The sequence below is a fragment of the Paraburkholderia sp. BCC1876 genome (genome assembly GCF_902833695.1).
Classification (GTDB): Bacteria; Pseudomonadota; Gammaproteobacteria; order Burkholderiales; family Burkholderiaceae; genus Paraburkholderia.
Map to the genome: position 1 here is coordinate 488800 of NZ_CADFGI010000002.1, position 21938 is coordinate 510737.

The window sequence follows — 21938 nt, forward strand, 5'->3', positions numbered from 1 at the left end:
TTTCAGGCGTGGTGCAAAAAGCGAAGGGCGGCATCGATCACGATGCCGCCCTTCGTTTCATGCCGCGCCGCTTACTTGATCGGCTTGCTGACGTCGATACCGAACCACTTGTCCGAGATCTTTGCGAACGTACCGTCCGCTTCGAGCTGGTTCATCGCGTCGTCGATCGCCTTGGCGAACTTCGGATTGCCCTTCTTGAACGGAATGCCCGACGGGTTGCCCGCGCCGACGTTCGCGCCGCTGCGCAGCGGCAACTGCGAGTTCTTCATCAGATACGCGAGCATCAGACGGTCGTTGAGCGCCGCGTCCAGACGGCCGGCGGCCAGATCGCGCAGGTACTCGGGCGCGCCCGGATACGTCTTCACGTCGATGCCCGGCACGGCCTTGGCCATGTCCATGTAGTTCGTGCCCAGCGCGACGCCGAGCTTCTTGCCCTTCAGGTCGTCGAGCGACTTGAACTGGCGCGTGTCGTCCTTACGCTGGATCAACTGCGCCGCCGAGTACGTGTAAGCCGGCGAGAAGTCGAGCACCTGCTTGCGCGCATCCGTAATGCCGACCTGGTTGGCGATCACGTCGAACTTGCCCGCCTGCAAACCGGCGATGATCCCGCTCCACTCCGTCGTGACGAATTCCGGCTTCACGCCTAGTTTGGCCGCGACCGCTTTGGCGACGTCGACGTCGTAGCCGACCAGTTCGCCCGACGGCATCTTCGAGTTGAACGGCGGGAAGGTGCCTTCCAGGCCGATGCGCAACGTGCCGCGCTGTTTGACCTGGTCGAGCAGATCGTCCGCGTGCGCGGCGACGGCGGTGAACGACGCGCCGATCAGACCGGCGACCAGAAGCTTTTTCAGCAAGCCCAATTTCATCCTGTACCTTTTTGTTCGTCTGGCGTTTTAACAGACGAAAGCATAACAAAGCAGACTATCGAAACCTAAATACTGTTTGTTTATGTCTATATTCCCATGCGGATTGCATGGATAGCGAGGGCGGTATGAACGGACTTGAGGTCCGCGCCACCGCCGTCGTCATGGCCGCTTAACGCAACGCCTGCGCGCATTCGGCCACGAGCGCCGGGCCACGGTAAATAAAGCCGGTGTAAAGCTGCACCAGCGACGCCCCGGCCGCCAGCTTGGCGCGCGCGTCATCACCCGAGAAAATCCCGCCGACGCCGATGATCGGCACCGTGTCGCCCACTTCGGCGCGCAGCTTGCGGATCACCTCGTTCGACGCGTCGAACACCGGCTTGCCCGACAGGCCGCCGGCTTCGTCGCCGTATTGCATGCCGGCCACCGCGGTGCGCGACAGCGTGGTGTTGGTGGCGATCACGCCTTCGAACCGGTGGCGCAACAGCGTGTCGGCGATCGACTTGATCTGCTCGTCGTCGAGGTCCGGCGCGATTTTCAGCGCGAGCGGCACCAACTTGCCGTGCAGGTCCGCGAGACGCTGCTGCTTGTCCTTGAGCGCCGCGAGCAGCGCGTCGAGTTCGCCCGCGCCTTGCAACTGGCGCAGGTTCTTCGTATTCGGCGACGAGATGTTGACCGTCACGTAGCTCGCGAACGGGTACACGCGTTCGAGGCAGTACAGGTAGTCTTCGGCGGCGCGTTCGATCGGCGTGTCGGCGTTCTTGCCGATGTTCAGCCCGAGCGTGCCGCGATAGCGCGCGGCCTGCACGTTCTTCACGAACTGGTCGACGCCCGCATTGTTGAAGCCCATCCGGTTGATCACCGCGTTCGCCTGCGGCAGACGGAACATGCGCGGCCGCGGATTGCCCGGCTGCGCGCGCGGCGTGACCGTGCCCACTTCGATGAAACCGAAACCGAGCGCGGCCAGACCGTCGATGCACGCGCCGTCTTTATCGAGCCCCGCGGCGAGCCCGACCGGGTTGCGGAACGTCAGCCCCATCACGGTGCGCGGCGCATCCGGGACGCGCGGCGCGAGCGCGCCCGCGAGGCCGGTACGGCCGGCGGCGCCGAGGATGCGCAAGGTCAGGTGATGAGCGTCTTCCGCGTCCATGCGAAAGAGTTGGGCGCGTACAAGCGGGTAGAGGGAACTGAACACGGGACGAAGCCGGGCGGCCGGAAAATGGGAACCCTCCATTTTAACGGCTTTGAGGCTTTAATGAGACTGATTGAAAGCGGGGCGAAGGGTGGGGTGCGGGTTTGGCGTTCCCGGGTGCGTAACTCGGGCGGAGCCCGAGGTGTATTCCGGGCCTTAAGCCGCTGGCAGGATCAGGGCCGCAGCGGTCCGCGCCGGCCGTGGATCGCCAGATCGACGGGCGGCAAGTCGATGCTGTCTGGGTCGAGCACGTGCCACGCACCGTCGATCAAGCCTTCGAGCGGCCGGAAATTCGCCTTGTACGCCATCTTCGGGCTTTCGCGGATCCAGTAGCCGAGATACACGTACGGCAGCTTCAGGCTGCGCGCCTGTTCGATCTGCCAGTAGATGTTGTAGGTGCCGAAGCTGGTGTGCTCCAGGCCGGGCTCGAAAAACGTATAGACCGACGAAAGTCCGTCGCCGAGGATATCGATCATGCTGATCATGCGCAGAATGCCGGGCACGTCAGGTTGATCCGGCCACGGTTCGCGAAACTCGACCAGCCGCGAGTTGATCCGGCTTTGCAGCAGGAACTGTTCGTACTGGTCGCGGCTGTCGCGGTCCATGCCGCCGCCCGCATGCCGCGCGGATTGATAGCGCATATAGAGCGCGTAGTGTTCTTCGTCGTAGTGCAGCGGCGCGACGGTCGCGATCAACTGGCCATGCTTTTTCCAGACGCGGCGCTGGGTGCGGTTCGGCTCGAACTGGTCGACCGGCACGCGCACCGGCACGCAGGCGCGACAGCCGTCGCAATACGGGCGGTAGGTGAACACGCCTGAACGCCGGAAGCCGGCCTTGACGAGATCGGTGTAGACGTCGGAATTGATCAGGTGGCTGGGCGTGGCGACCTGCGAGCGCGCGATGCGGCCATCCAGATAGCTGCAGGGATAGGGCGCCGTTGCATAAAATTGCAGCGCGGAAAGCGGTGAAAGAGGCAGCTCGTTGGGATGAGTCACGTTGGCAGCTCTCGAAGCGTCTCTGGTAATGCAAACCCGGCGAGCCTTGCGGCTCACGACCCGTGGCTCGGTAGGCGACGGATCCGGATTCGGCCTGATTCTTCCCGCCTGGCTGTCTCTCGGCGCCAGCGCGGGTGTTGCCTGGTCAATCAATCGTTTCGCATGGCCGGTCGGCAGCGGGGCGCGCCGGAAAGCTTGCATAAACGGTAACACGAAAATTTTCGCGGGGCTGCGGCGATGAAGCTCGGGTATTGAATCATCAAACGGGCGGCGCGAGTTGTAGCGATAAGTATATTGCGGATGCGGGCGGGCTGTTTCTCCGTGTTGTGCCTGATGGCAGGAGATCGTTGGATGGCGGCGCGCGGGCGTTGGTCGCTTGGGATCTTGCGGGGCAACGGTGTCGGCTGTTGGCCGCTGCTGTCGCAGAAGCGATGGTGGGTGGCCAGACGGCGCATCAGGGACGAAGAGGGCTGCTTGCGGTGCTGACGGAATCAATTAATTCCGGCATTTGTTCGAGTCCGTCTGTATTTCTGGTTTTGATGGTAGTCGTCACTTATCACTTTTTTATTATTATGCTGGGTGATTATATATATAATATTTACTATCTATTTGTTTGGTTGGTGTATGAAATGCCGCTGATTTTGTCAAAAGATGTCACAGTAACCACCTGCGATCCCATGGCGCGTTAGCATTCAGCTTTCAACTGCGAGGGCGCTTGAATGCCTTGGGATAAATCGGCTGCGGTGATCTACTTGCAATCGCATGCGGAAGCAACTAGTCACGGCCGCTGTGCTCGATATGTCCGCGAAGCGATTCAACGCGGCGGCATTATGTTGATACACACGCATTCCGCATACAATTACGGTGCATCCCTCGTCTGTGCCGGGTTTTACCCTGTATTGCGCGGAGTGTCGAAAAAAGGCGATGTAGTTGTGATCCAGCCGATCGCCGGGCATGATGACGGTCATATGGCGATGTACGACGGACAGATATGGATATCCGACTTCAGACAGCTGCATGGTTTTTATCCGGGTCCAGCGTATCGCACAGCGCAGCCGCGCTACAAGATGTATCGACACGACTGAGGAATCGATGAGAAAAGTCTTGGTATTCTTAACTACTGCTTTTATTTTTTCATCAGGTTCGTTTTTGCCGACCGCATTTGCGGAGGAAAAACCGGGGTCGCCTGAGGCGAGTGTCAAAGCGTTTTACGCCTGGTTTATCAGGCAGGACGCTGAAGATCGCGGATATCCGTTAATGAGCAAAGAGATTTATCGATACGTCTCAAAACCGACGGTTAATCTGCTGAGAACGCAATATAAGACCAGCAGCCTGCCCGGCGACGCCGAATATTTCACCAATGTCCAGGACTTCGACGAAGCTGACTGGACGGCGCATATCGTTCCTCACCCGGCGATCATGCTGGATGACGTGGCGCTTGTCCCCGTGACGTTTGGATCGACGGACAAAAAGACCAACGTGGTGTTCCTGCGCAAAGTGGATGGCGCCTGGAAAATCACCAAGGTAGTCGACACGCGGGACTACAAATAAGACTGCTTCGCGACGAGTTCCGACAGCACCGCCTTGTCGAAGCGCCACGGAATCGGCGGTGCGCCGACCGTTGCGCGTACATGTGCGACGAACGCCTTGCGCGCGATTTCACGCCCGCCGAGCGAGGCCAGATGCGACGTGTTCTGCTGACAATCGATCAACTCGATGCCGTGGCTTCGCAAGTGGCCGATGAGCGCGGACAACGCAATCTTCGAGGCGTCCGTGACTTCCGCGAACATCGATTCGCCGAAGAACATCCGGCCGAACGATACGCCGTACAAACCGCCCACGCGCTTGCCCTCGAACCAGCTTTCGATGCTGTGCGCATCGCCGACACGATGCAGCGACGAATACGCTTCGACCACGTCCGCGGTAATCCACGTGCCGCGCTGACCGCGCCGCGGCGCCTGCGCGCACGCGCGCATCACACCGGCGAAATCATGGTCGACGCGGATTTCCCACGCGTCGTCGCGCAGCACGCGTTTGAGCGTCTTGCGCAACGACGGCGATAGTTTGAATTCGGCGGGCCGCAGGATCATGCGCGGGTCGGGGCTCCACCACAGCACCGGCTGGCCGTCCGAGTACCACGGGAAAATGCCGCGCCGGTAAGCGTCGATCAGCCGCGACGGCAGCAGGTCGGCGCTGGCGGCCAGCAGCCCCGGCGCGCCGCTGGCGGCGCCGAGAGCGCGCTCGACAGAGGGAAACGGATCGTCAGGTCCGAGCCAGGGCACCATGGGCGCCGCTCAACCTTCGCGCAGCGAGCGGAAGATGTCGCCCGTGTGCAGGCCGAAACTGCCGGCGGCACGGTCCGCGAAAAAGAAGCGCAAGGTCTGGCCGACGGTGGGGAAGGCGATCTCGTCCCACGGAATTTCGTGTTCCTCGAAGAGTTTGACTTCGAGGCTTTCCTCGCCGGCGGCAATGTCGAGATCGAGCAGCCGCGCCATGTAGAACAGGTGCACCTGATGCACGTGCGGCACGTTCAGCAGCGAGAACAGGCTCTGCACCTCGACGCGCGCGCCGGCTTCTTCCAGCGTTTCGCGCGAGGCGGCCTCGGCGGTGGTCTCGCCCATCTCCATGAAGCCCGCGGGCAGCGTCCAGTAACCGTAGCGCGGCTCGATCGCGCGACGGCACAACAGCACCTTGTCGTCCCAGACCGGGACGGTGCCGACCACGTTGCGCGGATTCTGATAGTGCACCGTGCCGCAACTGCCGCAGACGAAGCGCTCGCGGTTGTCGCCCGGCGGAATGCTCAGGCTGACGCCGTGGCCGCAGACAGAACAGAATTTCATAGGATGGGGACGAGAAAGGGTGTTGGGAGTTTATCACTGGGCCGAGGTTTCCCTGACGGCTCGCGATAGGCACGAAAACTCGGCGCGCCGGCGTGCGTCGCGAACGCATCCGACGCCGCGCAAGGGATATTTCCGTCCATCGGCCAGGCTTTGTCCGACGTGCGAAATCCCACGCGCAATCTGATGTTCGATACGGAACGCGTTCTATAGTATCGAGCGCTTTGATCGGGTCCACAAAAACTAGAAGGGGTTAAGCATGAACGAGGCACAAACAAAAAATAAGGCGGATTGGCCTATGAACGGAATCAGCGCCACGCCAGCGCTTCTGGCGTCCGTCCTGTCGATGCCGCTCGATCTCGCGGTTTCCGCGCTGTGCGATTGCGCGGAACTCGAGGAATGGGTCGAGCAGGAGCCCGGTTGGGAGGCGCGGTTTCTCGACCAACTGAAGATCGCGCTGAATCGCGCGTTTGCCGATCGCGATCCGGTGGCGCTGAGGGAAGTGCATCACGCGCTTTTTTCGCTTTACGACCTGCACGTGATGGACGGCACGTCGCCGCGTACGGCGAATCAATTCAATCCGACGTTGACGCGTGTTCGCAGTCGCATCGAGCGTGCGTGGATCGAGAGTGAAGTGGCGCGGCTCGACATCGAAACCGGCGCGTCCGATAGCGCCGCGATGGTGCGCTCGCTGAAGGATCTGTGGGCGCGGCATCCGGTGGCGGCGCATCCGCTGTTCGATTTTCTGGAAAAGGACGCGTCGCGGGATCAGGTGATCGCGTTTTTCAAAAGCGACAGCGCGTTGAATATCCGCTTCTTCGATCTGCTGCTGTTTTCGATGGTTGGATCGAGAGAGGGCGTGCGTAAAGAACTCGCGCAAAACTTCTGGGACGAATCCGGACGCGGCGAAGCCGCCCGCAGTCATGTGAGTCTGTTCCAGCATCTGCTGGAAACCGTCGGGGTGGGCCGTGCGCACGACAATCACGCCGGCGAACTCGGCTGGCAAGGATTGGCCGGCCACAACCTCTTCATGCTGACCTGTCTGAACCGCCGTCACTACTTCAAGCTGCTGGGCATCATGGCGATGACGGAGTTGCTGGACCCGTCGCAATACGAAAAGCTGGCGCGTGGATGCCGGCGCGTCGGCTTGGGCAATCTCAACGAGCTCGATTACTACGACGAGCATGTGACCATCGACGTGATTCACGGCGAAGGCTGGCTGGCCAATGTGATCGTGCCGATCGTGAATGAGACGCCGTCGGTGGGTACGGATATTTTGCTGGGCGCGGCGTTGCGGCTGGCGAGTTGCCGTGACTACTACGACGCGCTTTATGCGCAGCTCACGGCGTAGTTATTGAATCGCGTCTGACCGACTGATTGATCGACTGGCTCGTGTGCCTGCGTGAACGCGAGTCAGTCAGGCGGGAACGTAAGTGAATGATGCGAACAGCGCAGGTCGATAAGCCGGCCCGGAAAAGCGAAAAGGCCTGATTTCGTGAGAAATCAGGCCTTTAAATGCTTGATGGTTGCGGGGGTAGGATTTGAACCTACGACCTTCGGGTTATGAGCCCGACGAGCTGCCAGACTGCTCCACCCCGCGTCCGTCGAAGAAAAGAGTATAGCGTACGCAGCACGCCTCTGCAATAGCTATTTAAGAATCGACTTCACTCCGCGCTTGAATTTGCCTGATGACGCGTTCGCAAGTCGTCGCACGCATTGCCGGCGTCGTATGCCGGAAGGCCGTCGTAAGGCGCTACGCTAGAATCCAGGTTCGCTTCGCGCGGCGCGTCGTATGCGGCATTGGCCGTACTCATGCATCGACGCGCGCCTCGACGCCGGAATCGCCTTAACTCTTACTCGCTCCGAACGCCATGGATATCGCACACGATCTGCAGATGATTGCCGCCCAGGAACACGCGCTGGTGTTCCCTCAATTCGACGCCGACCGCGCATGGCAGGTTGGTGTCTATCTGCACGAGGTCGCGAAAGCGCGCGGTATCGCCGCCGCCATCGACGTGCGCACCTTCGGTCAGCCGCTGTTCTTCAGCCTGCTCGACGGCGCGACGCCGGACAACGTGGATTGGGCGCGCCGTAAGGGCAACGCGGTCGCGCATTTCCGGCGCAGTTCGTACGCGATCGGTCTGAAGATGCAGCAGGCCGGCAGCACGCTGGCCGACAAGCACGCGTTGCCGGCCAGCGAATACGCGTCGCATGGCGGCGCGTTTCCGTTGACGGTGACCGGTGTCGGCGTGATCGGCTCGATCACGGTGTCCGGTCTGCCGCAGCGCGCCGATCATGAGCTGGTGGTGGAAGCGCTGTGCGCGCATCTCGGCCATGACTACAGCAAGCTCGCGCTTGCAAAGGCCTGACGCGATGCGGATGCCTCCTTATGCACTGCTCGGCATCGCGATCGTCGCCGAAGTGATTGCGACGTCGGCGATGCGGGCCTCGGAAGGTTTCTCGCGGCCCGTGCCGTCGACGGTTGTCGTGATCGGCTACGGCATCGCGTTTTACTGCCTGTCGCTGACGCTCAAGAGTATTCCGGTCGGCATCGTCTACGCGGTGTGGTCGGGCGCCGGCATCGTGCTGATCACGCTCGTCGCGCTGGTGCTGTACCGGCAGGTGCCGGATCTGCCGGCCATCATCGGGCTAGGGCTGATCATCGCCGGCGTCGCGGTGTTGAATATCTTTTCGAAGATGCAGGCGCATTGACGCGTTGACGCATTGACGTTTCTACAGGCGGCACGCCGGGCGCTTACTTGCAGCGCACGATCATCGAGCGGTTCTTGACGTTCGCCGACACGACGTTCGTCACGCTGCCGCCCGCGGCGCCGCCTTCGTCGTTGTCTTTCGACACGATGTCATAGCCGGTCGCGCCGCAGGCCTTGCCGGCCTGCACGTAGCACGAGGCCCAGCTCGACGCGGCGTCCGCGCCGCTGCAATTCACCGCGAAGCCGGTCTGGCCGTTCGGCAGATTGATCAGCGACGTGGTGTTCGACGATGCGCAGCCGGCGAGGCTCATGCCGAGCAACACGGCAGCGGGTAGCGCGACGGGTAGGGACACCTTACGCAACATGGCGAGCGTGGCGCTCAGGCAGAGGTGGGTGGCGCGGCGCGATTGCGTCATGTATTGCATCGTGAGGTTTCCTTTCAGATAGATGTCCGGGGCTCGCCGGTTCGGCGTGAGGCGGAGAGGGAAGAGGCCCAGGCGCCAACCCTACGGCGTCTCGATCGTGATGCCCGCTGCGCTGACCAGCCGGCGGCTTTCTGTGCCGCTGACGGTGGCCGCGTCTTCCCAGATGCTGATGGCTTTCGGAATGTCGATGCCGTGGCTTTCGGCGTAAGCAAACCATCGATTCGCCGCATCCGGCTCGGGCAGTTCGTGGTTCCGCAGAAAATATTTTCCCATATTGCGCTCGCTGAACTCGAAAAGGCGTCTCCCGTCAGCACGGATCGTGCCGCGGAGTCTGTTCGACCGGCCGGCGCGGCACAAGTGCGATCCGGTGTAGCCGGGGCGAACTTATCGGCTGGCGAAGCGCCTTACTTACTCGCCGGTTGGCGATTGATACAGAGGGCGCCGGGAGCACTCATGCGTTAGATGCGCTCAACACGGCGTCCGCACCAACGCCGGACGACACAAATCGCTACATCAACTGCAACGAGGAGAACGAAGATGGCTGAACGGGTCAGCGGACCTTATCGCGGCTATTACATCAGCGCCGCCGCGCGCCTCGTGCCGGCCAACGCGGCGCCGGCCCATGCCGTCGGCGGGACCTACATCGGCTCGGTGAGTCTCGCGGAACTCGGCCCGGACGATCCGCACCGGATCGAGACCTTACTGGAACTCGGCGGCGAGCAGCGTTTCGGCAGCGAGGAGGAGGCGCTCGGCTTCGTCGAACAGGCGGCGCGCGACTACGTCGACCGGCTGCTCGGAGGTCACTGATGACGACGCGCGACGCGAAACAGCAGGCCGTCGCAGGCTGGACCATGGTCCGGCCGCGCGAGTACCATAGCGGGGTTCTCCGGGACCGGCGGATGCGCGCCGGCCCCGATCTCCCGCCGGATACTTCTGATGAGGCGACCATGGAAATTCGGTTTCCCGCGGACGCGCCTGCTTACCGCGATTCCAATCTCACCGTCGTTTTTCCCGCCCTGGTGAATGGCGAACCCGTGCCGTGCGCGATCTCGGTCGAGGCGCTCGAAGACCACTTCGGCGCGTACAGCGAAAACCTCGAAGGCTGGCTGCGCGCGTTCGACGCCGGCCGCGAGCGCATCGAGGCCGTGGCGCGCGAGCATCTGCAGATCAGTAACGGCACGCCCGTGCTGCTAAAGAGCGGACACTTCCCGCCGGGCAACATGGCGGGGTGAGCCGCGCGGCGGTTCGGTTTCGCACTTGAACCCGCCGTCCTGAATCACGCCGCTTTCGCCGCTCCACCACCGCCTGCCGCAGCCTTTGCCGAAGCCGCCTCGCGCGCGGCTTCGAACGTCTGCCGGATGCCTTCCTCATACGACGTTTTAGCAATCGGCCCAATCAATCCGGTCAACGCCGAGTCGTCCATCACGACCGGTTCGGTCATCAGGTAGTTCATCTCCACCAGCTCGCGCATCAACGGATTGAACAGGCCGAGCACGCGCAGCATGGTCTTGCCGGCAATCATCAGCTTCGGTTTCTGGCCGGCCAGCGCGTAGGCTTGCCGCGCCATTTCGCGCTGCGTGATCGTGCCCACGCCGGCCAGATGCCACCAGCGTCCATACGCCTCGGGCGTACGCGTGAGTTTTTCGACCACTGGTCCGGCATCCGGCAGATAGATGAACTCGTGTTGCACATCCACGGGGCCGATCATCTGTGCGCGCGTGCCGCTGGCCGCGCCTTCGAACACGCCGTTCACCAGGCTGCGCTCGATCCCTGGGCCGTAGAAATCGGGCAGGCGCAGCACCAGCGTCGACAGACCGTTGCGGCCGTGCGCCGCGAGCACCAGCTTTTCCTGCGCGAGGCGCATCTGGCCTTTGAACGTGTGCGGCTCGCGCGGATGATCTTCGCGAATCGGATTGCTGCGCGCGCGGCCGTACGGGTACACCGTGCCGATCAGAATGAAACGTTCGACACCCGCCGCCGTCACGCCGGCGAGCGTACGTTCCATCAGCGGCGGATGCTCGGCGAAGCGGTCGTAGGGCACGCCGACCAGATAGATCACGGTTTGCAAGCCGGCGGAGGCTGCCTGGATCGAAGCGGGATCGTCCGGATTCCAGGTGACGATTTCGGCGTGCGGATCGTGGCCAAACGCCGCCTCGAGCGGCTGACGCGAGCGGCCGACCACGCGGTAATCGCGCCCTGCGGCGCTCAGCGCCGCAGCAATGATCTGACCAGCCGCACCCGCGGCGCCGAACAACCCGACTTTCCCGTTTGCTTCCATGACGACTCCTTGAGATGGCGCCAGATCGCGCCGCGAGTGAATTTGCCTGATGACTTAAAATTTAGTGAACACCGTTCAGTGAACAGTGTTCAGTTTAATTTGACTTTTCAGTTTGTCAACCCGAAAATAGAAGTCATGGGAATCGCTGAACGAAAGAACCGCCAGAAGCAGGCACTGCGCGAACGCATCCTCGATGCCTCGCGGCGCATCGTGATGCGCGAAGGCTTCGCCGCGCTATCCATGCGCAAGATCGCCGACGCCATCGAATATTCACCGGCCACGCTCTACCTTCACTTCGCAAGCCGCGACGAGATCGCGCAGGCGTTGTGCGAGGAAGGTTATGCGCAATTGCTGGAGACGTTCGTGCCGCATGCGCGGATCGCCGATCCGGCTGAGCGGCTGAAGGCGCTCGGGCGCGCTTATATCGCGTTCGGGGTGGCGCATCCGCAGACTTACCGGTTGATCTTCATGGAAGATCCGAGCTACACCGGCGCGGCGTTGGGTGGGGCGGCCCGCAAGGCGCAAGCGTCGGCGGACGAGGAGGCGGGCGCGGAAGTTGACGATGCAACGACGTCGTCGGCGAAGAAGCAGGCTGCGGCTAGGGAACCCGCCACGGCGGCCACCGCATTGTCGGACTCGGCAGCGCACACGGACGACGACCCCGGCGCCGCCGCGCTTCATATCATGCTCGGCGCGCTCGAAGAGCTGAAGGCCGCGGGGCGGCTATCCGCATCGGCGGACGTGGGCGTATGGGCCGAGGCCTTCTGGGCGACCTTGCATGGCATCGTTGCGCTGAACCTCACGTGCCCGGTGTTCCCAACGGCGCCGCTCGACACGGTGCTGAACCTGACGCTCGACGTCTGGTTTGGCTCATCCAGCGCCGTTCCCGAACCCGCCGTCAAACCCACGCCCGAGCCGCGCGCCAAACCGAAAGCCGCGAGCGCGTGATAACGTTCAGTTCCATTTCAATTTGCGCCGTCGCGCGTAGCACGCCATGTCCATTTCCGCCTCGCCCGCCGTCAGCGACGAAGTCGCGACTTACGTAGCCAATCGCATCGGCTTCATCGAACTGGAGCGGCCGAAGGCGCTCAACGCGCTGTCGACCGGCATGATTCGCGCAATGCACGCGGCGCTCGACCAGTGGCGCGACAATCCCGACGTGATCGCGGTCGTGGTGCGCAGCCAGCATCCGCGCGCGTTCTGTGCGGGCGGCGATATCCGCTTTCTGTACGAGTCCGCGCAACGCGGCGAGCATGACGCGCGCGACGTGTTCTTCATCGAGGAATATCAGCTCAATCACGCCATCTTCACGTACCCGAAGCCGTATGTCGCTCTGATGAACGGCGTCGTGATGGGCGGCGGGATGGGCATTTCGCAGGGCGCGCATCGCACCGGCGGCCTGCGCGTCGTCACGAACTCCACGAAGATGGCGATGCCCGAAACCCGCATCGGCCTGTTTCCCGACGTCGGCGCGAGCTGGTTTCTGGCCCGCACGCCGGGCGCGATCGGCCGCTATCTGGCGGTGAGCGGGGAGACCATCGGCGCCGCGGACGCGCTGTACGCCGGCCTCGCCGATGTCTATCTCGACGACTCGGCGTTGCCCGCGCTGGTCGACACCTTGCGCAGCGAGCTGTTCGAGCGCGGCGCGGAGGTGGTGGCGTGCGTGGAGCGCGAAGCACTGGCGCATCAGGTCGTGCCGTCGCCCGAGGCTTCGTCGCTGGCCAATGCGCGGGAGTTGATCGACCGGCATTTCGCGCTGCCCGACGTCGCGCGGATTCTCGCGTCGCTCGAACAGGCACGCGACGGCGACAGCGGCGAATGGGCCGAACAGATGATCGCGGTGTTGCGCGAACGCTCGCCGTTGTCGATGGCGGTGTCGCTGGAAGTGGTGACGCGCGCCGAGTCTTCGATGGCGGACGTGTTGCGCTGTGACCTCGATCTGACGCGTTCGTGCTTTACGCGCGGCGATACGGTCGAAGGGATTCGCGCGCGCATCATCGACAAGGACAATGCGCCGCGCTGGCGTTTCGCGCGTATTGAAGACGTGAGCGCGGCCGACGTGGACAAGATGTTCGAAAGCCCGTGGCCCGCGAGCGAACACCCGTTGCGGGATCTGCGCGGTTAGGTTCGCTTCGCTTCGGTTCGACTTGGGCGCGCTTAGGTTCGCCCAGGCTCGCTTACTCCTCGTCCTCACTCGCCATGAAGGCGCGCATGAACACTAGCGCGCCCCAGCCCCACATTGCATTGGCCGCGAACCCCACCGCGAGGCGCGGCAGCATGTTGCCGCTCGGCCAGATGCCGCGCAGCGGATCGACCACGAACACGCTCGCCGCCGTCAATGCAATGCCGCCGAACACGAAGGCCGGCACCCACGGCGCGCGCCGTTGCGGCGCGACGCGCAATAGCCACGCCATCAGCACGGCCCAGAATGCGCTCCAGATAGCATTGGCGATGAATTCCGGTAGCCCGAGCGGTAAAAACGGTGCGGTGGAAAAACCCGTCGGGTCGATTAGCCCGGCTGCGTGCAACAGCGCCAGCGTCGATTCGTGAAAGAACAGGGAAGCCAGGAAACCGGCGACGAACGGCAGGATGAGTTTTTGCATGCAGTGCACCGCGAGAGCTCAGGCGGCGCGGTTCGCGCGGCCTGCACCGGGTTATTGGAAACGTGCGCCATTATATCTAGGGACCTTTGCTTTCCTGCGTGCACGGCGCGCAACAGCCGTATGCTTTAACGTCGGGCTAATCACGAAAGTGGAAAACCTAAGCTAAAAAAAATCGTTCAAAAGCTGCGGCCCGATCCCTAGACTGCTTCTCCATGCAGACGGTGTTTGCCACCGTCGCCCATTTAATCGAGCGCAGCACGCGCACGTCTGGTCGAGGGAAGCTGTCGCGATGTCCTGCCTGATGCCGATCTTCATCCGCCGCCCGGCGTACGCGCGCCGACGCTGTCGTCGCTAGCCGGCGCGGTTACCGCCACTTTTTCTTGATCCTCTTTTGCGTTGCATCGCCGGGCCGCTGACAGACGGCTGCCCGTGGGATGCGCGCGGCCGGCGTGTGCGCGGACAGATTCCGCGGCGTCTTCATTCAAACCCGTTTCGAACAAGCAGGAGCAGCACATGAATGTGTTCTGGTTCATTCCGACTCACGGCGACAGCCGCTATCTCGGTACGTCCCAAGGCGCACGCGCAGCCGATTACGACTACTTCCAGCAGATCGCCGTGGCTGCCGACACGCTCGGCTACGAAGGCGTCCTGCTGCCGACCGGCCGTTCATGCGAAGACGCATGGGTGGTCGCGTCGAGCCTGATCGCTGCGACCAAACGTCTGAAGTTTCTGGTGGCAATCCGTCCGGGCATTTCGTCGCCGGGACTGGCGGCGCGCATGGCGGCGACCTTCGACCGCCTGTCGAACGGACGTCTGCTGATCAACGTCGTGACCGGCGGCGACGCGGCCGAGCTGGAAGGCGATGGCGTGTTCGTCGATCACGATACCCGCTACGAGATCACCGACGAATTCCTGCATATCTGGCGCAAGCTGCTCACCGCATCGCATACCAACGACGCGATCGATTTCGACGGCAAGCATCTGAGTTCGAAGGGCGGCAAAGCGTTATATCCGCCGGTGCAGAACCCGCATCCGCCGCTGTGGTTCGGCGGTTCGTCGCCGGCCGCGCACGACATGGCGGGCGAGCATATCGACACTTATCTGACGTGGGGCGAGCCGCCCGAAGCCGTGGCGAAGAAGATCGCGGACATTCGCGCGCGCGCCGCGGCGCACGGCCGCACGATCAAGTTCGGGATTCGTCTGCACGTGATCGTGCGCGAAACCGAAGAAGAAGCGTGGGCCGCCGCCGACAAACTGATCAGCAAGCTCGACGACGAAACCATCGCGCGCGCCCAGGCGTCGTTCTCGAAGATGGACTCCGAAGGCCAACGCCGCATGGCTGCGTTGCACGGCGGCAAGCGCGGCAGCCGCGCGGAGCTGGAGGTCTATCCGAATCTGTGGGCGGGCGTGGGCCTCGTGCGCGGCGGCGCGGGCACGGCGCTGGTCGGCAATCCGGAGCAGGTGGCGGCGCTGATGAAGGAGTACGCCGCGCTCGGCGTGGATACCTTCATTCTGTCCGGCTATCCGCATCTGGAGGAATCGTATCGCTTCGCGGAACTGGTGTTTCCGCTGCTGCCGAACCGGCAGAACAAGGCCTCGAATGGACCGCTGTCGGGTCCGTTCGGCGAGATCGTCGGCAATAACTATTTGCCGAAGGCGGCGAGTTCGAGCTGAGCGCGGCGCGCTCCTCTTGCACCCGTCGCACCCGTCGCATCCGGCGATGCGGCAATCAGGAAAAGTCATCATGGCTCAAGCTACCGTGAATGCGGATCGAAACGAAAACGCGCGCGAGCGATCCGGCGTGTTGCGCCGGATCGGTGCGCATGTCGCGCCATGGCTCGCGCCGCTCGCGATTCTGCTGGCGTGGGAACTCGCCGCGCGCAGCGGCATGCTATCGACGCGAGTGCTGCCCGAACCGCTCGCGGTCGTGAAGGCGGCGTGGTCGCTGATCCAGTCCGGCGAAATGTGGGCGGACGTCAAGGTCAGCACGTGGCGGGCGGTGTCGGGCTTTGCGATCGGCGGCGGGATCGGTCTCGTGCTCGGGCTCGCGACCGGCTTGTTCAAACCCGCCGAAATCGCGCTCGATTCGACCGTGCAGATGGTCCGCAACATCCCCGCGCTGGCGATGATTCCGCTGGTGATCCTGTGGTTCGGTATCGAGGAAGAGGCCAAGGTATTTCTGGTCGCGCTCGGCGTGTTTTTCCCGATCTACGTGAACACGTTTCACGGTATTCGATCGGTCGACGCGAACCTGATCGAAATGGCGCGCAGTTATGGCGTGAAGGGTTTCGCGTTGTACCGGCATGTGGTGTTGCCGGGCGCGTTGCCGTCGATTCTGGTCGGCGTGCGTTTCGCGTTCGGGCTGATGTGGGTCACGCTGATCGTCGCCGAGACGATTTCCGCGCAGTCGGGTATCGGCTACATGACGATGAACGCGCGCGAGTTCCTGCAAACCGATGTGGTGGTGGTCGGCATTCTGCTGTACGCGGGACTCGGCAAGCTCGCCGACGTGCTGGCGAAGAGCCTGGAGCGCGTGTCGCTGCGCTGGCATCCGGCTTATCAACGAGGAGCGAAATGATGAACGCGACGACTCTTTCGGCGTCGTTTGGCGGGATCGCGGGTAGCGATCTCGAAGCTGAGCTGGCGCAAACGCGTGTTGTCGATCGTGATGCTGGGGAAGCGGCGGGATTTGAGTTTGACGATGCGTCGCATGAGGTTGCTCAGGTGGGGGCGGTGCGTGCTGTTGAGGTGTCGGCGCGTGGCGATGCGCGTGGGGCTGCTGAAGTGCGTGATTTTGCTGCGGGGGCGGTGGCGCGGTTGGTTGAGGGGGGCGGCGCCGGTTCAGACGCGGATTCCGCCGCAGGGTCAGCCGATTACTCGGTGCAGTTGCGCGGCGTCGGCAAGCAGTACGGCGAGCGCAAGGTGCTGGCCGATTTCGATCTGTCGATCGAGCGCGGCAGTTTCGTGGCGATCGTCGGCCGCAGCGGCTGCGGTAAATCGACGTTGCTGCGGCTGGTCGCCGGCCTCGAAAAAGCCAGCGTGGGCGTGCTCGACAAACGCGCCGAAGACGGCGGCCCGCTCGACACTCGCATCATGTTTCAGGACGCGCGCCTGTTGCCCTGGAAGAGCGTGCTGCAGAACGTGATGCTCGGCCTCGGCCGCAGCGAGCGCGACGATGCGCGCGCCGTGCTCGCCGAAGTCGGCCTGCTCGAACGCGCCGACGACTGGCCCGCGCAGCTTTCCGGCGGGCAGCGTCAGCGGGTCGCGCTGGCGCGGGCGCTCGTGCATCGTCCGCAATTGCTGCTGCTCGATGAACCGCTCGGCGCGCTGGATGCGCTGACGCGGATCGAAATGCACGCGCTGATCGAGCGTCTGTGGCGCGAGCATCGTTTTACCGCATTGCTGGTCACGCACGACGTGCACGAAGCCGTCGCGCTCGGCGACCGGATTCTGCTGATCGAAGAAGGGCGGATCGCGCTCGATCAACCGGTGCCGCTCGCGCGTCCGCGGGCGCGTGCGTCGGCGGGTTTCGCGGCGCTCGAAGACCATGTGTTGCAACGCGTGCTGAAGACCGCGCCGAATGACGACGCGCTGTCGTATCGCGCCTACGCGGTCCGTGACGAAGGCCGTGTCATGCGGCCGACCGAGGTCCGCTGGGCCGTCTGAGATTGCTTGCCTGACCTGTTTTTTCAATCGCTTTTCTGGACTCTGGAGTCACCCGATATGAGCATTTCCGCAATCAACGTACGCAATCAGTTCAAAGGCAAGGTCAAGGAAATCATCCGCGGGCCGGTGGTATCCGAGGTCGATGTGGATACGCCGTTCGGTATCGTCACCTCGGTCATCACCACGCGCTCGGTCGATGAACTCGACCTGAAGGTCGGCTCGGAAGTGGTGGCGCTGGTGAAGTCGACGGAGGTGTCGATCGCGCGTCTTTGAGGCCGGTGCTGGACGCGCTATTTCGCGTTCGCGCCGCTGGCGGGCGGCTCGCGCATCATCCGGTCGTTGGTCGGTTTGGGCGGACGCTTGACCGGCATGTTGTCCGGGTTGCTCGAACCGCCGGAGCCTGAGGCCGCCTCCGGCGGTTTGGCCATTGGGGCGTTGCTGTCCTGGTGTGGGGGCGGGTTGGTTTGGACGCTTTGTACGGTTTGCACGGGCCGAGGCGTTTGGGCGAACGTCAGCGGGCCGCTCAAACCGAATAGCGTGAGCGCGATGCTCGCCTTCAATGCGGTGGTCAGTGCTTCGTTTAGCGTTGCATTCGACGTTGCGGTCAACATTTTTAACGCCGCTGATCTGCTTCGTTTCATGTCCTTCTCCTTTGCGAGTCCGGCCTTGTCTGGCCGGATTCCGCGCGCGTCCGACGTGTCGCATCCGACACCCTGCACACGCAATCCCTATGCCTCGACGCATGGCTGCATACCGCGCTGAAAGTTGCTAGGATGAATTGATCATCCCGACGGGAGACGGCGATGTCTAAATCATTGAGTCCCGAAGCGATCGAAGCATTGCGGCGCCTGAACGATGTCGGCGTCGGCCAGCCTGCGCCGGCCTTTGCGCAGGCCGTCGCGGCGGAATTGCTGGCGAGCGGCCTGGTTACCGAAGCGGGCAGCGGCGAGGTCGAGATCACCTGCAACGGCCGGCAGTATCTGTCGGGCGATTGCGATTGATCGTCAGGGTAGGGTTGCGCGATGCGCGAGCTGGCGCTCGCAGGGGAGGTGCGGCCGTGCGTCCGTCCCAGGACCGATTTCCATAGCTCACACCACGAGTCACCACGGAGGCGACCATGGAGCCGAAAGGCCTCGACATGGGGGATTACCGGGAGCGCTATCAGGACTACGACATCGAGGTCGCGGTCGAGCAGGTACTGACCGGCGTCAAAGCGCATTTCCGGGTGCTGCGGGGCGGCGCCGTGGTGATCGAGTGGCGGCTCGTGCGGATCGACAGTCTCTGGCCGACCGAACATGCTGCGGCGGAGGCGGCTTTCCGCGCCGGGCGCGAAACGATCGATGCGGGCATCGCCGCCTAGCCTCGGCAGCGCATGCGGCGCTGAGTCGAGATCGACGACACAGCGGTGAAACCCGCGTCAATCCGGCACTAACCGCTGTAAACGCAAACTGGGCGCCGGCATGAATACATCATGCGCGGCGCCCAGTTTTGTTTATCTGCTGCCCGTGGCGGCAGCAGATTCAACAACGACTGCTTAGTGGCCGAAGAAAACCGACTGCGGGCCCGAAGTCGCTTCACGCGTACCCGATTGCGACGACACGCTCTTCACGCCGCCGTAAGCGTTCGATTCCGATTGAACGCGTTCTGCAGCGACGGTTTGAGCGTTCTGGCCTTGTTGCGAAGCCGGGGCGCCAACCGACGGACGATACGACGGTGCCGGGCCGTAGCCGCTAGCAAAAGCGGGAGCGGCGATCGAGGCAGAAACAGCAACCAGCACAGCGGCGATAAGCTTGGTGTTCATGGTGTGACTCCGTTAAACGTTTCGACTTCAGTTCAGGATGGCGTCGCAGGGGCCGGTGGGGTGTGTCTGCAACGTCGATGGAAGGCAGTGTATACCCCTACTATCGAGAATTTGTGCTGATAATTTGAAATTACTATTCTCGATATTGAAATAATCGGCCGGAGGCAGGCGGGAGAAGGGCGAGCGACGTTCCGACCCCGATGGGCGGGCGGGTTTGGGGAGGAAAGACCCGCTCGCGGAGCGGGTTATCGGCGGATGTGCACGAAAAGCGCGGGTGGCAAGTTCGGTTTGCGCGGAGACTTCGGCTCGATCTCCATTGCTCGGCATGAACTGTTTGCCGTGATCTATCCGATGCAACTTTAATGTTGCATTTTTAGTTTTTTGATACAACATATTTGTTGTACTAATTTCTCTCTGACTTACCGAGAGGGGGAGCATGAAGTACAGCGAGTTTAGGAAGTGGCTGAGGAAACAGGGTGCGACCTTCGAGCGGCACAGAAGCGGTTCAAGTCACTATCGGGTCACGCTGAACGGTAAGACGACCATTTTTCCCGATCACGGAGCCAAGGAAATGGGTACCTTCCTTGTCGAAGCGATCAAGAAGCAGTTGGTATCCAATGAGCCGGGGCAGCTCAGACCGGTCCGATCGTTCGCGGCCTTTGTGTTTTCTTGAAGCGGTACCACTGGAGAATCGTATGTTGTCGTATCCCATCGAGCTGACGCCGGATTCAAATGGCACGCTTCTCGTCACGTTTGCGGACGTGCCTGAAGCGCTCAGCGTTGGAGAGAACGAAGATGATGTAATCGTGCAGGCTCTCGACGCGCTGGAAGCGGCACTTGAGATCTACGTTTCGGAAAAGCGGCCCATTCCGTTGCCGTCCAGGGCGAAGCGCGGCCAGCACGTCGTGACCCTGCCGGCGCTGGTCACATCAAAAGTTCTGCTGGCAAATGAAATGCTGCAGCAGAACGTGCGCAAGGCGGAGTTGGCGCGCCGGCTGAAAGTGAATCAGGTGCAGGTCGATCGCCTGCTCAATTTCAGGCATTCGTCGAAGATCGAGATGGTCGAATCCGCGTTCGCCGTGCTTGGCAGGCGCCTCGAAGTGAGGCTCGTCTGAGCCGGCTTGCCGCATCATCAATGAAACCCGCTTCGGCGGGTTTTTTTATTGTTCTCGCGAAGAGCGGAGGGACTGCGGTCATCACCCGATAAAGAGCGGGCTTCGACTCAGAGACCCAAAACAAAAACGGCGTTGTGATTTCTCACAACGCCGTTCGTCAAACTATTTACTGCTTGAATTCTTTGGGGTGGCTGATGGGGCTCGAACCCACGACAACAGGAATCACAATCCTGGACTCTACCAACTGAGCTACAGCCACCACTGACATCTGCTTGACTTGCCTAAAAACTCTGGCTCGTCGATGAAGAAACGAGATTATACGAACAAGATTGGCGTTTGCCTAGTCCTTTATTCAAAAATTTCGACTGGCTCACGCAGATGCTGTCTTGCCTCGTCGAAGATGCTCAGATCGCGCGCGGCGAGACGCTTGCTATCCGACAACACGCGGCGCCATCCACGCGCACCGGCTTCGCCGCGATACAGACCGAGCGCATGGCGCGTGATCGCGCCGAGGTACGTGCCGCGCGCCATTTCAGCCGCGCAATACTCGATCAGTTTCGCTTCGACCTGCTCGCGCGTTAGCGGCGTTTGCGTCGAGCCGTAGAAGCGTGCGTCGACGTCGGCCAGCAGATACGGGTTGTGATAAGCCTCGCGCCCGAGCATCACACCGTCGACGTGCTGAAGATGCGTTTCCACTTCATCGAGCGTTTTGATGCCGCCGTTAATGATGATCTCCAGATGCGGGAAATCACGTTTCAACTGATAAGCGTAGTCGTATTTGAGCGGCGGAATCTCGCGGTTTTCCTTCGGACTCAAGCCCTTCAGAATCGCGTTGCGCGCGTGCACGACGAAAACATGGCAGCCCGCCTCGGCGATCGTGCCGACGAAGTCGCGCACGAAACTGTATTCCTCCACGGCGTCCACGCCGATCCGATGCTTGACCGTCACCGGCACCGAGACGGCGTCACGCATGGCCTTCACGCAGTCGGCAACGAGCTGCGGCTCGTTCATCAGGCACGCACCGAATGCACCGCGTTGTACGCGCTCGGACGGGCAGCCGCAGTTCAGATTGATCTCGTCATAACCCCATTGCTCGCCCAGTTTGGCCGAGCGCGCCAGGTCGGCCGGCTCGCTGCCGCCGAGTTGCAGCGCGACCGGCGCTTCTTCCGGCGTAAACGCGAGATGGCGCGGCACGTCGCCGTGCAGGAGCGCGCCGGTCGTGACCATTTCGGTGTAAAGCCAGGTATGGCGCGAGATCACGCGATGCAGCGACCGACAGTGACGATCAGTCCAGTCCATCATCGGGGCGACGGATACGCGGCGGGGACTGGGAGTTTGAGGTGAAGACATGAGGCGGCCAACGGCTTGATTCAAAACGCCGATTTTACCGCAATGCGTGAAATCGCCGGTCTCGACTGACGATTTCGTCTGCGTTGCCGAATAACTCGGAAA

At 62.4% G+C, this 21938-nt stretch carries 30 protein-coding genes and 2 tRNA genes; 18 read left to right on the forward strand and 14 right to left on the reverse strand.

What is annotated here, in order from left to right:
• Window positions 1-71 precede the first annotated feature (71 nt).
• The 3 genes from HWY05_RS08560 to HWY05_RS08570 all read right to left on the reverse strand — a co-directional run bounded on the left by HWY05_RS08560 (window position 72) and on the right by HWY05_RS08570 (window position 3050).
• Window positions 72-866 (reverse strand): cystine ABC transporter substrate-binding protein, encoded by a 795-nt coding sequence (locus HWY05_RS08560; protein ID WP_176058049.1) that lies wholly within the window; start codon window positions 864-866, stop codon window positions 72-74.
• Window positions 867-1035: 169 nt separating this feature from the next.
• On the reverse strand, window positions 1036-2097 hold the full coding sequence (locus HWY05_RS08565; RefSeq protein WP_176058050.1) for a quinone-dependent dihydroorotate dehydrogenase: 1062 nt from the start codon (window positions 2095-2097) through the stop codon (window positions 1036-1038).
• A gap of 131 nt (window positions 2098-2228) precedes the next feature.
• Window positions 2229-3050: an arginyltransferase gene (locus tag HWY05_RS08570; protein WP_035550679.1), complete on the reverse strand. Its 822-nt coding sequence runs from the start codon at window positions 3048-3050 to the stop codon at window positions 2229-2231.
• Between the two features lie 251 nt (window positions 3051-3301).
• Between HWY05_RS08570 and HWY05_RS08575 the strand changes: the two genes are divergently transcribed.
• From HWY05_RS08575 to HWY05_RS08585, 3 genes are read left to right on the forward strand one after another with little or no spacing between them, the layout of a single operon-like run.
• Entirely contained in the window at window positions 3302-3739 is a 438-nt protein-coding gene (locus tag HWY05_RS08575; RefSeq protein ID WP_176058051.1) for a hypothetical protein, read from the forward strand.
• A 30-nt stretch (window positions 3740-3769) separates the two neighbouring features.
• A complete protein-coding gene (locus tag HWY05_RS08580; protein ID WP_176058052.1) occupies window positions 3770-4135 on the forward strand; it encodes a CHAP domain-containing protein in 366 nt (121 codons plus the stop codon).
• A gap of 7 nt (window positions 4136-4142) precedes the next feature.
• A complete protein-coding gene (locus tag HWY05_RS08585; protein ID WP_035561856.1) occupies window positions 4143-4601 on the forward strand; it encodes a DUF3828 domain-containing protein in 459 nt (152 codons plus the stop codon).
• Here HWY05_RS08585 and aat read toward each other — a convergent pair.
• Both aat and HWY05_RS08595 read right to left on the reverse strand, forming a co-directional pair.
• Window positions 4592-5335, reverse strand: coding sequence for a leucyl/phenylalanyl-tRNA--protein transferase (gene aat, locus HWY05_RS08590; RefSeq protein ID WP_176058053.1), 744 nt, complete (start codon window positions 5333-5335; stop codon window positions 4592-4594). The two genes, HWY05_RS08585 and aat, sit on opposite strands and share 10 nt — an antisense overlap.
• 9 nt (window positions 5336-5344) lie before the next feature.
• Window positions 5345-5890, reverse strand: coding sequence for an NUDIX hydrolase (locus HWY05_RS08595; RefSeq protein WP_035550671.1), 546 nt, complete (start codon window positions 5888-5890; stop codon window positions 5345-5347).
• A gap of 295 nt (window positions 5891-6185) precedes the next feature.
• Between HWY05_RS08595 and HWY05_RS08600 the strand changes: the two genes are divergently transcribed.
• Window positions 6186-7238, forward strand: coding sequence for an iron-containing redox enzyme family protein (locus HWY05_RS08600; RefSeq protein ID WP_244146556.1), 1053 nt, complete (start codon window positions 6186-6188; stop codon window positions 7236-7238).
• A 172-nt stretch (window positions 7239-7410) separates the two neighbouring features.
• On the opposite strand, the gene HWY05_RS08605 is transcribed toward HWY05_RS08600, so the two are convergent.
• A tRNA-Met gene (locus HWY05_RS08605) sits at window positions 7411-7487 on the reverse strand.
• Window positions 7488-7758: 271 nt separating this feature from the next.
• On the opposite strand from HWY05_RS08605, the gene HWY05_RS08610 reads away from it, so the two are divergent.
• A complete protein-coding gene (locus HWY05_RS08610; protein WP_176058055.1) occupies window positions 7759-8256 on the forward strand; it encodes a heme-degrading domain-containing protein in 498 nt (165 codons plus the stop codon).
• Window positions 8257-8260: 4 nt separating this feature from the next.
• A complete protein-coding gene (locus HWY05_RS08615; RefSeq protein ID WP_035550665.1) occupies window positions 8261-8599 on the forward strand; it encodes a multidrug efflux SMR transporter in 339 nt (112 codons plus the stop codon).
• Between the two features lie 43 nt (window positions 8600-8642).
• On the opposite strand, the gene HWY05_RS08620 is transcribed toward HWY05_RS08615, so the two are convergent.
• Complete coding sequence (locus HWY05_RS08620; RefSeq protein WP_035550662.1) at window positions 8643-9023, reverse strand: hypothetical protein; 381 nt, start codon at window positions 9021-9023, stop codon at window positions 8643-8645.
• An 81-nt stretch (window positions 9024-9104) separates the two neighbouring features.
• Entirely contained in the window at window positions 9105-9296 is a 192-nt protein-coding gene (locus tag HWY05_RS08625; protein ID WP_035550659.1) for a hypothetical protein, read from the reverse strand.
• A gap of 264 nt (window positions 9297-9560) precedes the next feature.
• Between HWY05_RS08625 and HWY05_RS08630 the strand changes: the two genes are divergently transcribed.
• Complete coding sequence (locus tag HWY05_RS08630; protein ID WP_035550656.1) at window positions 9561-9830, forward strand: hypothetical protein; 270 nt, start codon at window positions 9561-9563, stop codon at window positions 9828-9830.
• Window positions 9830-10255: a DUF1488 family protein gene (locus tag HWY05_RS08635; protein WP_244146557.1), complete on the forward strand. Its 426-nt coding sequence runs from the start codon at window positions 9830-9832 to the stop codon at window positions 10253-10255. Before HWY05_RS08630 ends, HWY05_RS08635 begins: the two co-directional genes overlap by 1 nt.
• A 44-nt stretch (window positions 10256-10299) precedes the next feature.
• Here HWY05_RS08635 and HWY05_RS08640 read toward each other — a convergent pair whose 3' ends face one another.
• A complete protein-coding gene (locus HWY05_RS08640; protein WP_176058056.1) occupies window positions 10300-11301 on the reverse strand; it encodes an NAD-dependent epimerase/dehydratase family protein in 1002 nt (333 codons plus the stop codon).
• 135 nt (window positions 11302-11436) lie between these two features.
• Here HWY05_RS08640 and HWY05_RS08645 point away from each other — a divergent pair, with 135 nt between their 5' ends.
• Together HWY05_RS08645 and HWY05_RS08650 are read left to right on the forward strand one after the other, a co-directional pair.
• The gene (locus HWY05_RS08645; RefSeq protein WP_176058057.1) at window positions 11437-12249 is read left to right on the forward strand and encodes a TetR/AcrR family transcriptional regulator; all 813 of its coding nucleotides are present in this window, start codon (window positions 11437-11439) and stop codon (window positions 12247-12249) included.
• Window positions 12250-12295: 46 nt separating this feature from the next.
• Window positions 12296-13426 (forward strand): enoyl-CoA hydratase/isomerase family protein, encoded by a 1131-nt coding sequence (locus HWY05_RS08650; RefSeq protein ID WP_176058058.1) that lies wholly within the window; start codon window positions 12296-12298, stop codon window positions 13424-13426.
• Between the two features lie 52 nt (window positions 13427-13478).
• Here HWY05_RS08650 and HWY05_RS08655 read toward each other — a convergent pair whose 3' ends face one another.
• Entirely contained in the window at window positions 13479-13904 is a 426-nt protein-coding gene (locus HWY05_RS08655; protein WP_105508464.1) for a hypothetical protein, read from the reverse strand.
• Window positions 13905-14417: 513 nt separating this feature from the next.
• Between HWY05_RS08655 and ssuD the strand changes: the two genes are divergently transcribed.
• The 4 genes from ssuD to HWY05_RS08675 all read left to right on the forward strand — a co-directional run bounded on the left by ssuD (window position 14418) and on the right by HWY05_RS08675 (window position 17843).
• Window positions 14418-15578: an FMNH2-dependent alkanesulfonate monooxygenase gene (ssuD, locus tag HWY05_RS08660; RefSeq protein WP_176058059.1), complete on the forward strand. Its 1161-nt coding sequence runs from the start codon at window positions 14418-14420 to the stop codon at window positions 15576-15578.
• 70 nt (window positions 15579-15648) lie between these two features.
• Complete coding sequence (ssuC, locus tag HWY05_RS08665; RefSeq protein WP_176058060.1) at window positions 15649-16482, forward strand: aliphatic sulfonate ABC transporter permease SsuC; 834 nt, start codon at window positions 15649-15651, stop codon at window positions 16480-16482.
• On the forward strand, window positions 16482-17570 hold the full coding sequence (locus HWY05_RS08670) for an ATP-binding cassette domain-containing protein (RefSeq protein ID WP_176058436.1): 1089 nt from the start codon (window positions 16482-16484) through the stop codon (window positions 17568-17570). The genes ssuC and HWY05_RS08670 overlap by 1 nt, the downstream gene beginning before the upstream one ends.
• A 57-nt stretch (window positions 17571-17627) precedes the next feature.
• Window positions 17628-17843, forward strand: a complete 216-nt coding sequence (locus HWY05_RS08675) for a molybdopterin-binding protein (RefSeq protein ID WP_011488137.1) — start codon at window positions 17628-17630, stop codon at window positions 17841-17843.
• Window positions 17844-17860: 17 nt separating this feature from the next.
• On the opposite strand, the gene HWY05_RS08680 is transcribed toward HWY05_RS08675, so the two are convergent.
• Complete coding sequence (locus HWY05_RS08680; protein ID WP_244146558.1) at window positions 17861-18211, reverse strand: hypothetical protein; 351 nt, start codon at window positions 18209-18211, stop codon at window positions 17861-17863.
• 162 nt (window positions 18212-18373) lie between these two features.
• Here HWY05_RS08680 and HWY05_RS08685 point away from each other — a divergent pair, with 162 nt between their 5' ends.
• On the forward strand, window positions 18374-18571 hold the full coding sequence (locus tag HWY05_RS08685; RefSeq protein ID WP_105508460.1) for a hypothetical protein: 198 nt from the start codon (window positions 18374-18376) through the stop codon (window positions 18569-18571).
• Window positions 18572-18687: 116 nt separating this feature from the next.
• Window positions 18688-18930: a hypothetical protein gene (locus HWY05_RS08690; protein ID WP_035550636.1), complete on the forward strand. Its 243-nt coding sequence runs from the start codon at window positions 18688-18690 to the stop codon at window positions 18928-18930.
• Between the two features lie 174 nt (window positions 18931-19104).
• Here the strand turns inward: HWY05_RS08690 and HWY05_RS08695 are convergent, their stop codons facing one another.
• The gene (locus HWY05_RS08695) at window positions 19105-19371 is read right to left on the reverse strand and encodes a hypothetical protein (protein WP_035550634.1); all 267 of its coding nucleotides are present in this window, start codon (window positions 19369-19371) and stop codon (window positions 19105-19107) included.
• A gap of 436 nt (window positions 19372-19807) precedes the next feature.
• On the opposite strand from HWY05_RS08695, the gene HWY05_RS08700 reads away from it, so the two are divergent.
• Window positions 19808-20044 carry a type II toxin-antitoxin system HicA family toxin gene (locus tag HWY05_RS08700; RefSeq protein WP_081935862.1) on the forward strand — a complete coding sequence of 79 codons (237 nt, stop codon included), beginning with the start codon at window positions 19808-19810 and terminating at the stop codon, window positions 20042-20044.
• A gap of 22 nt (window positions 20045-20066) precedes the next feature.
• Window positions 20067-20486 carry a type II toxin-antitoxin system HicB family antitoxin gene (locus tag HWY05_RS08705; protein WP_035550630.1) on the forward strand — a complete coding sequence of 140 codons (420 nt, stop codon included), beginning with the start codon at window positions 20067-20069 and terminating at the stop codon, window positions 20484-20486.
• 183 nt (window positions 20487-20669) lie between these two features.
• Here the strand turns inward: HWY05_RS08705 and HWY05_RS08710 are convergent.
• Both HWY05_RS08710 and dusA read right to left on the reverse strand, forming a co-directional pair.
• Window positions 20670-20745, reverse strand: a tRNA-His gene (locus HWY05_RS08710).
• 89 nt (window positions 20746-20834) lie between these two features.
• Complete coding sequence (gene dusA / locus HWY05_RS08715; protein ID WP_231585114.1) at window positions 20835-21785, reverse strand: tRNA dihydrouridine(20/20a) synthase DusA; 951 nt, start codon at window positions 21783-21785, stop codon at window positions 20835-20837.
• Between the last annotated feature and the right edge of the window lie 153 nt (window positions 21786-21938).

Coding starts and splice junctions, on each gene's coding strand:
- HWY05_RS08560 (WP_176058049.1), bottom strand. CDS start 866: ATGAAATTGGGCTTGCTGAAAAAGCTTCTGGTCGCCGGTCTGATCGGC.
- HWY05_RS08565 (WP_176058050.1), bottom strand. CDS start 2,097: ATGGAGGGTTCCCATTTTCCGGCCGCCCGGCTTCGTCCCGTGTTCAGT.
- HWY05_RS08580 (WP_176058052.1), top strand. CDS start 3,770: ATGCCTTGGGATAAATCGGCTGCGGTGATCTACTTGCAATCGCATGCG.
- HWY05_RS08585 (WP_035561856.1), top strand. CDS start 4,143: ATGAGAAAAGTCTTGGTATTCTTAACTACTGCTTTTATTTTTTCATCA.
- aat (WP_176058053.1), bottom strand. CDS start 5,335: ATGGTGCCCTGGCTCGGACCTGACGATCCGTTTCCCTCTGTCGAGCGC.
- HWY05_RS08595 (WP_035550671.1), bottom strand. CDS start 5,890: ATGAAATTCTGTTCTGTCTGCGGCCACGGCGTCAGCCTGAGCATTCCG.
- HWY05_RS08600 (WP_244146556.1), top strand. CDS start 6,186: ATGAACGGAATCAGCGCCACGCCAGCGCTTCTGGCGTCCGTCCTGTCG.
- HWY05_RS08610 (WP_176058055.1), top strand. CDS start 7,759: ATGGATATCGCACACGATCTGCAGATGATTGCCGCCCAGGAACACGCG.
- HWY05_RS08615 (WP_035550665.1), top strand. CDS start 8,261: ATGCGGATGCCTCCTTATGCACTGCTCGGCATCGCGATCGTCGCCGAA.
- HWY05_RS08620 (WP_035550662.1), bottom strand. CDS start 9,023: ATGCAATACATGACGCAATCGCGCCGCGCCACCCACCTCTGCCTGAGC.
- HWY05_RS08625 (WP_035550659.1), bottom strand. CDS start 9,296: ATGGGAAAATATTTTCTGCGGAACCACGAACTGCCCGAGCCGGATGCG.
- HWY05_RS08630 (WP_035550656.1), top strand. CDS start 9,561: ATGGCTGAACGGGTCAGCGGACCTTATCGCGGCTATTACATCAGCGCC.
- HWY05_RS08635 (WP_244146557.1), top strand. CDS start 9,830: ATGACGACGCGCGACGCGAAACAGCAGGCCGTCGCAGGCTGGACCATG.
- HWY05_RS08640 (WP_176058056.1), bottom strand. CDS start 11,301: ATGGAAGCAAACGGGAAAGTCGGGTTGTTCGGCGCCGCGGGTGCGGCT.
- HWY05_RS08645 (WP_176058057.1), top strand. CDS start 11,437: ATGGGAATCGCTGAACGAAAGAACCGCCAGAAGCAGGCACTGCGCGAA.
- HWY05_RS08650 (WP_176058058.1), top strand. CDS start 12,296: ATGTCCATTTCCGCCTCGCCCGCCGTCAGCGACGAAGTCGCGACTTAC.
- HWY05_RS08655 (WP_105508464.1), bottom strand. CDS start 13,904: ATGCAAAAACTCATCCTGCCGTTCGTCGCCGGTTTCCTGGCTTCCCTG.
- ssuD (WP_176058059.1), top strand. CDS start 14,418: ATGAATGTGTTCTGGTTCATTCCGACTCACGGCGACAGCCGCTATCTC.
- ssuC (WP_176058060.1), top strand. CDS start 15,649: ATGGCTCAAGCTACCGTGAATGCGGATCGAAACGAAAACGCGCGCGAG.
- HWY05_RS08670 (WP_176058436.1), top strand. CDS start 16,482: ATGAACGCGACGACTCTTTCGGCGTCGTTTGGCGGGATCGCGGGTAGC.
- HWY05_RS08675 (WP_011488137.1), top strand. CDS start 17,628: ATGAGCATTTCCGCAATCAACGTACGCAATCAGTTCAAAGGCAAGGTC.
- HWY05_RS08680 (WP_244146558.1), bottom strand. CDS start 18,211: ATGAAACGAAGCAGATCAGCGGCGTTAAAAATGTTGACCGCAACGTCG.
- HWY05_RS08685 (WP_105508460.1), top strand. CDS start 18,374: ATGTCTAAATCATTGAGTCCCGAAGCGATCGAAGCATTGCGGCGCCTG.
- HWY05_RS08690 (WP_035550636.1), top strand. CDS start 18,688: ATGGAGCCGAAAGGCCTCGACATGGGGGATTACCGGGAGCGCTATCAG.
- HWY05_RS08695 (WP_035550634.1), bottom strand. CDS start 19,371: ATGAACACCAAGCTTATCGCCGCTGTGCTGGTTGCTGTTTCTGCCTCG.
- HWY05_RS08700 (WP_081935862.1), top strand. CDS start 19,808: ATGAAGTACAGCGAGTTTAGGAAGTGGCTGAGGAAACAGGGTGCGACC.
- HWY05_RS08705 (WP_035550630.1), top strand. CDS start 20,067: ATGTTGTCGTATCCCATCGAGCTGACGCCGGATTCAAATGGCACGCTT.
- dusA (WP_231585114.1), bottom strand. CDS start 21,785: ATGGACTGGACTGATCGTCACTGTCGGTCGCTGCATCGCGTGATCTCG.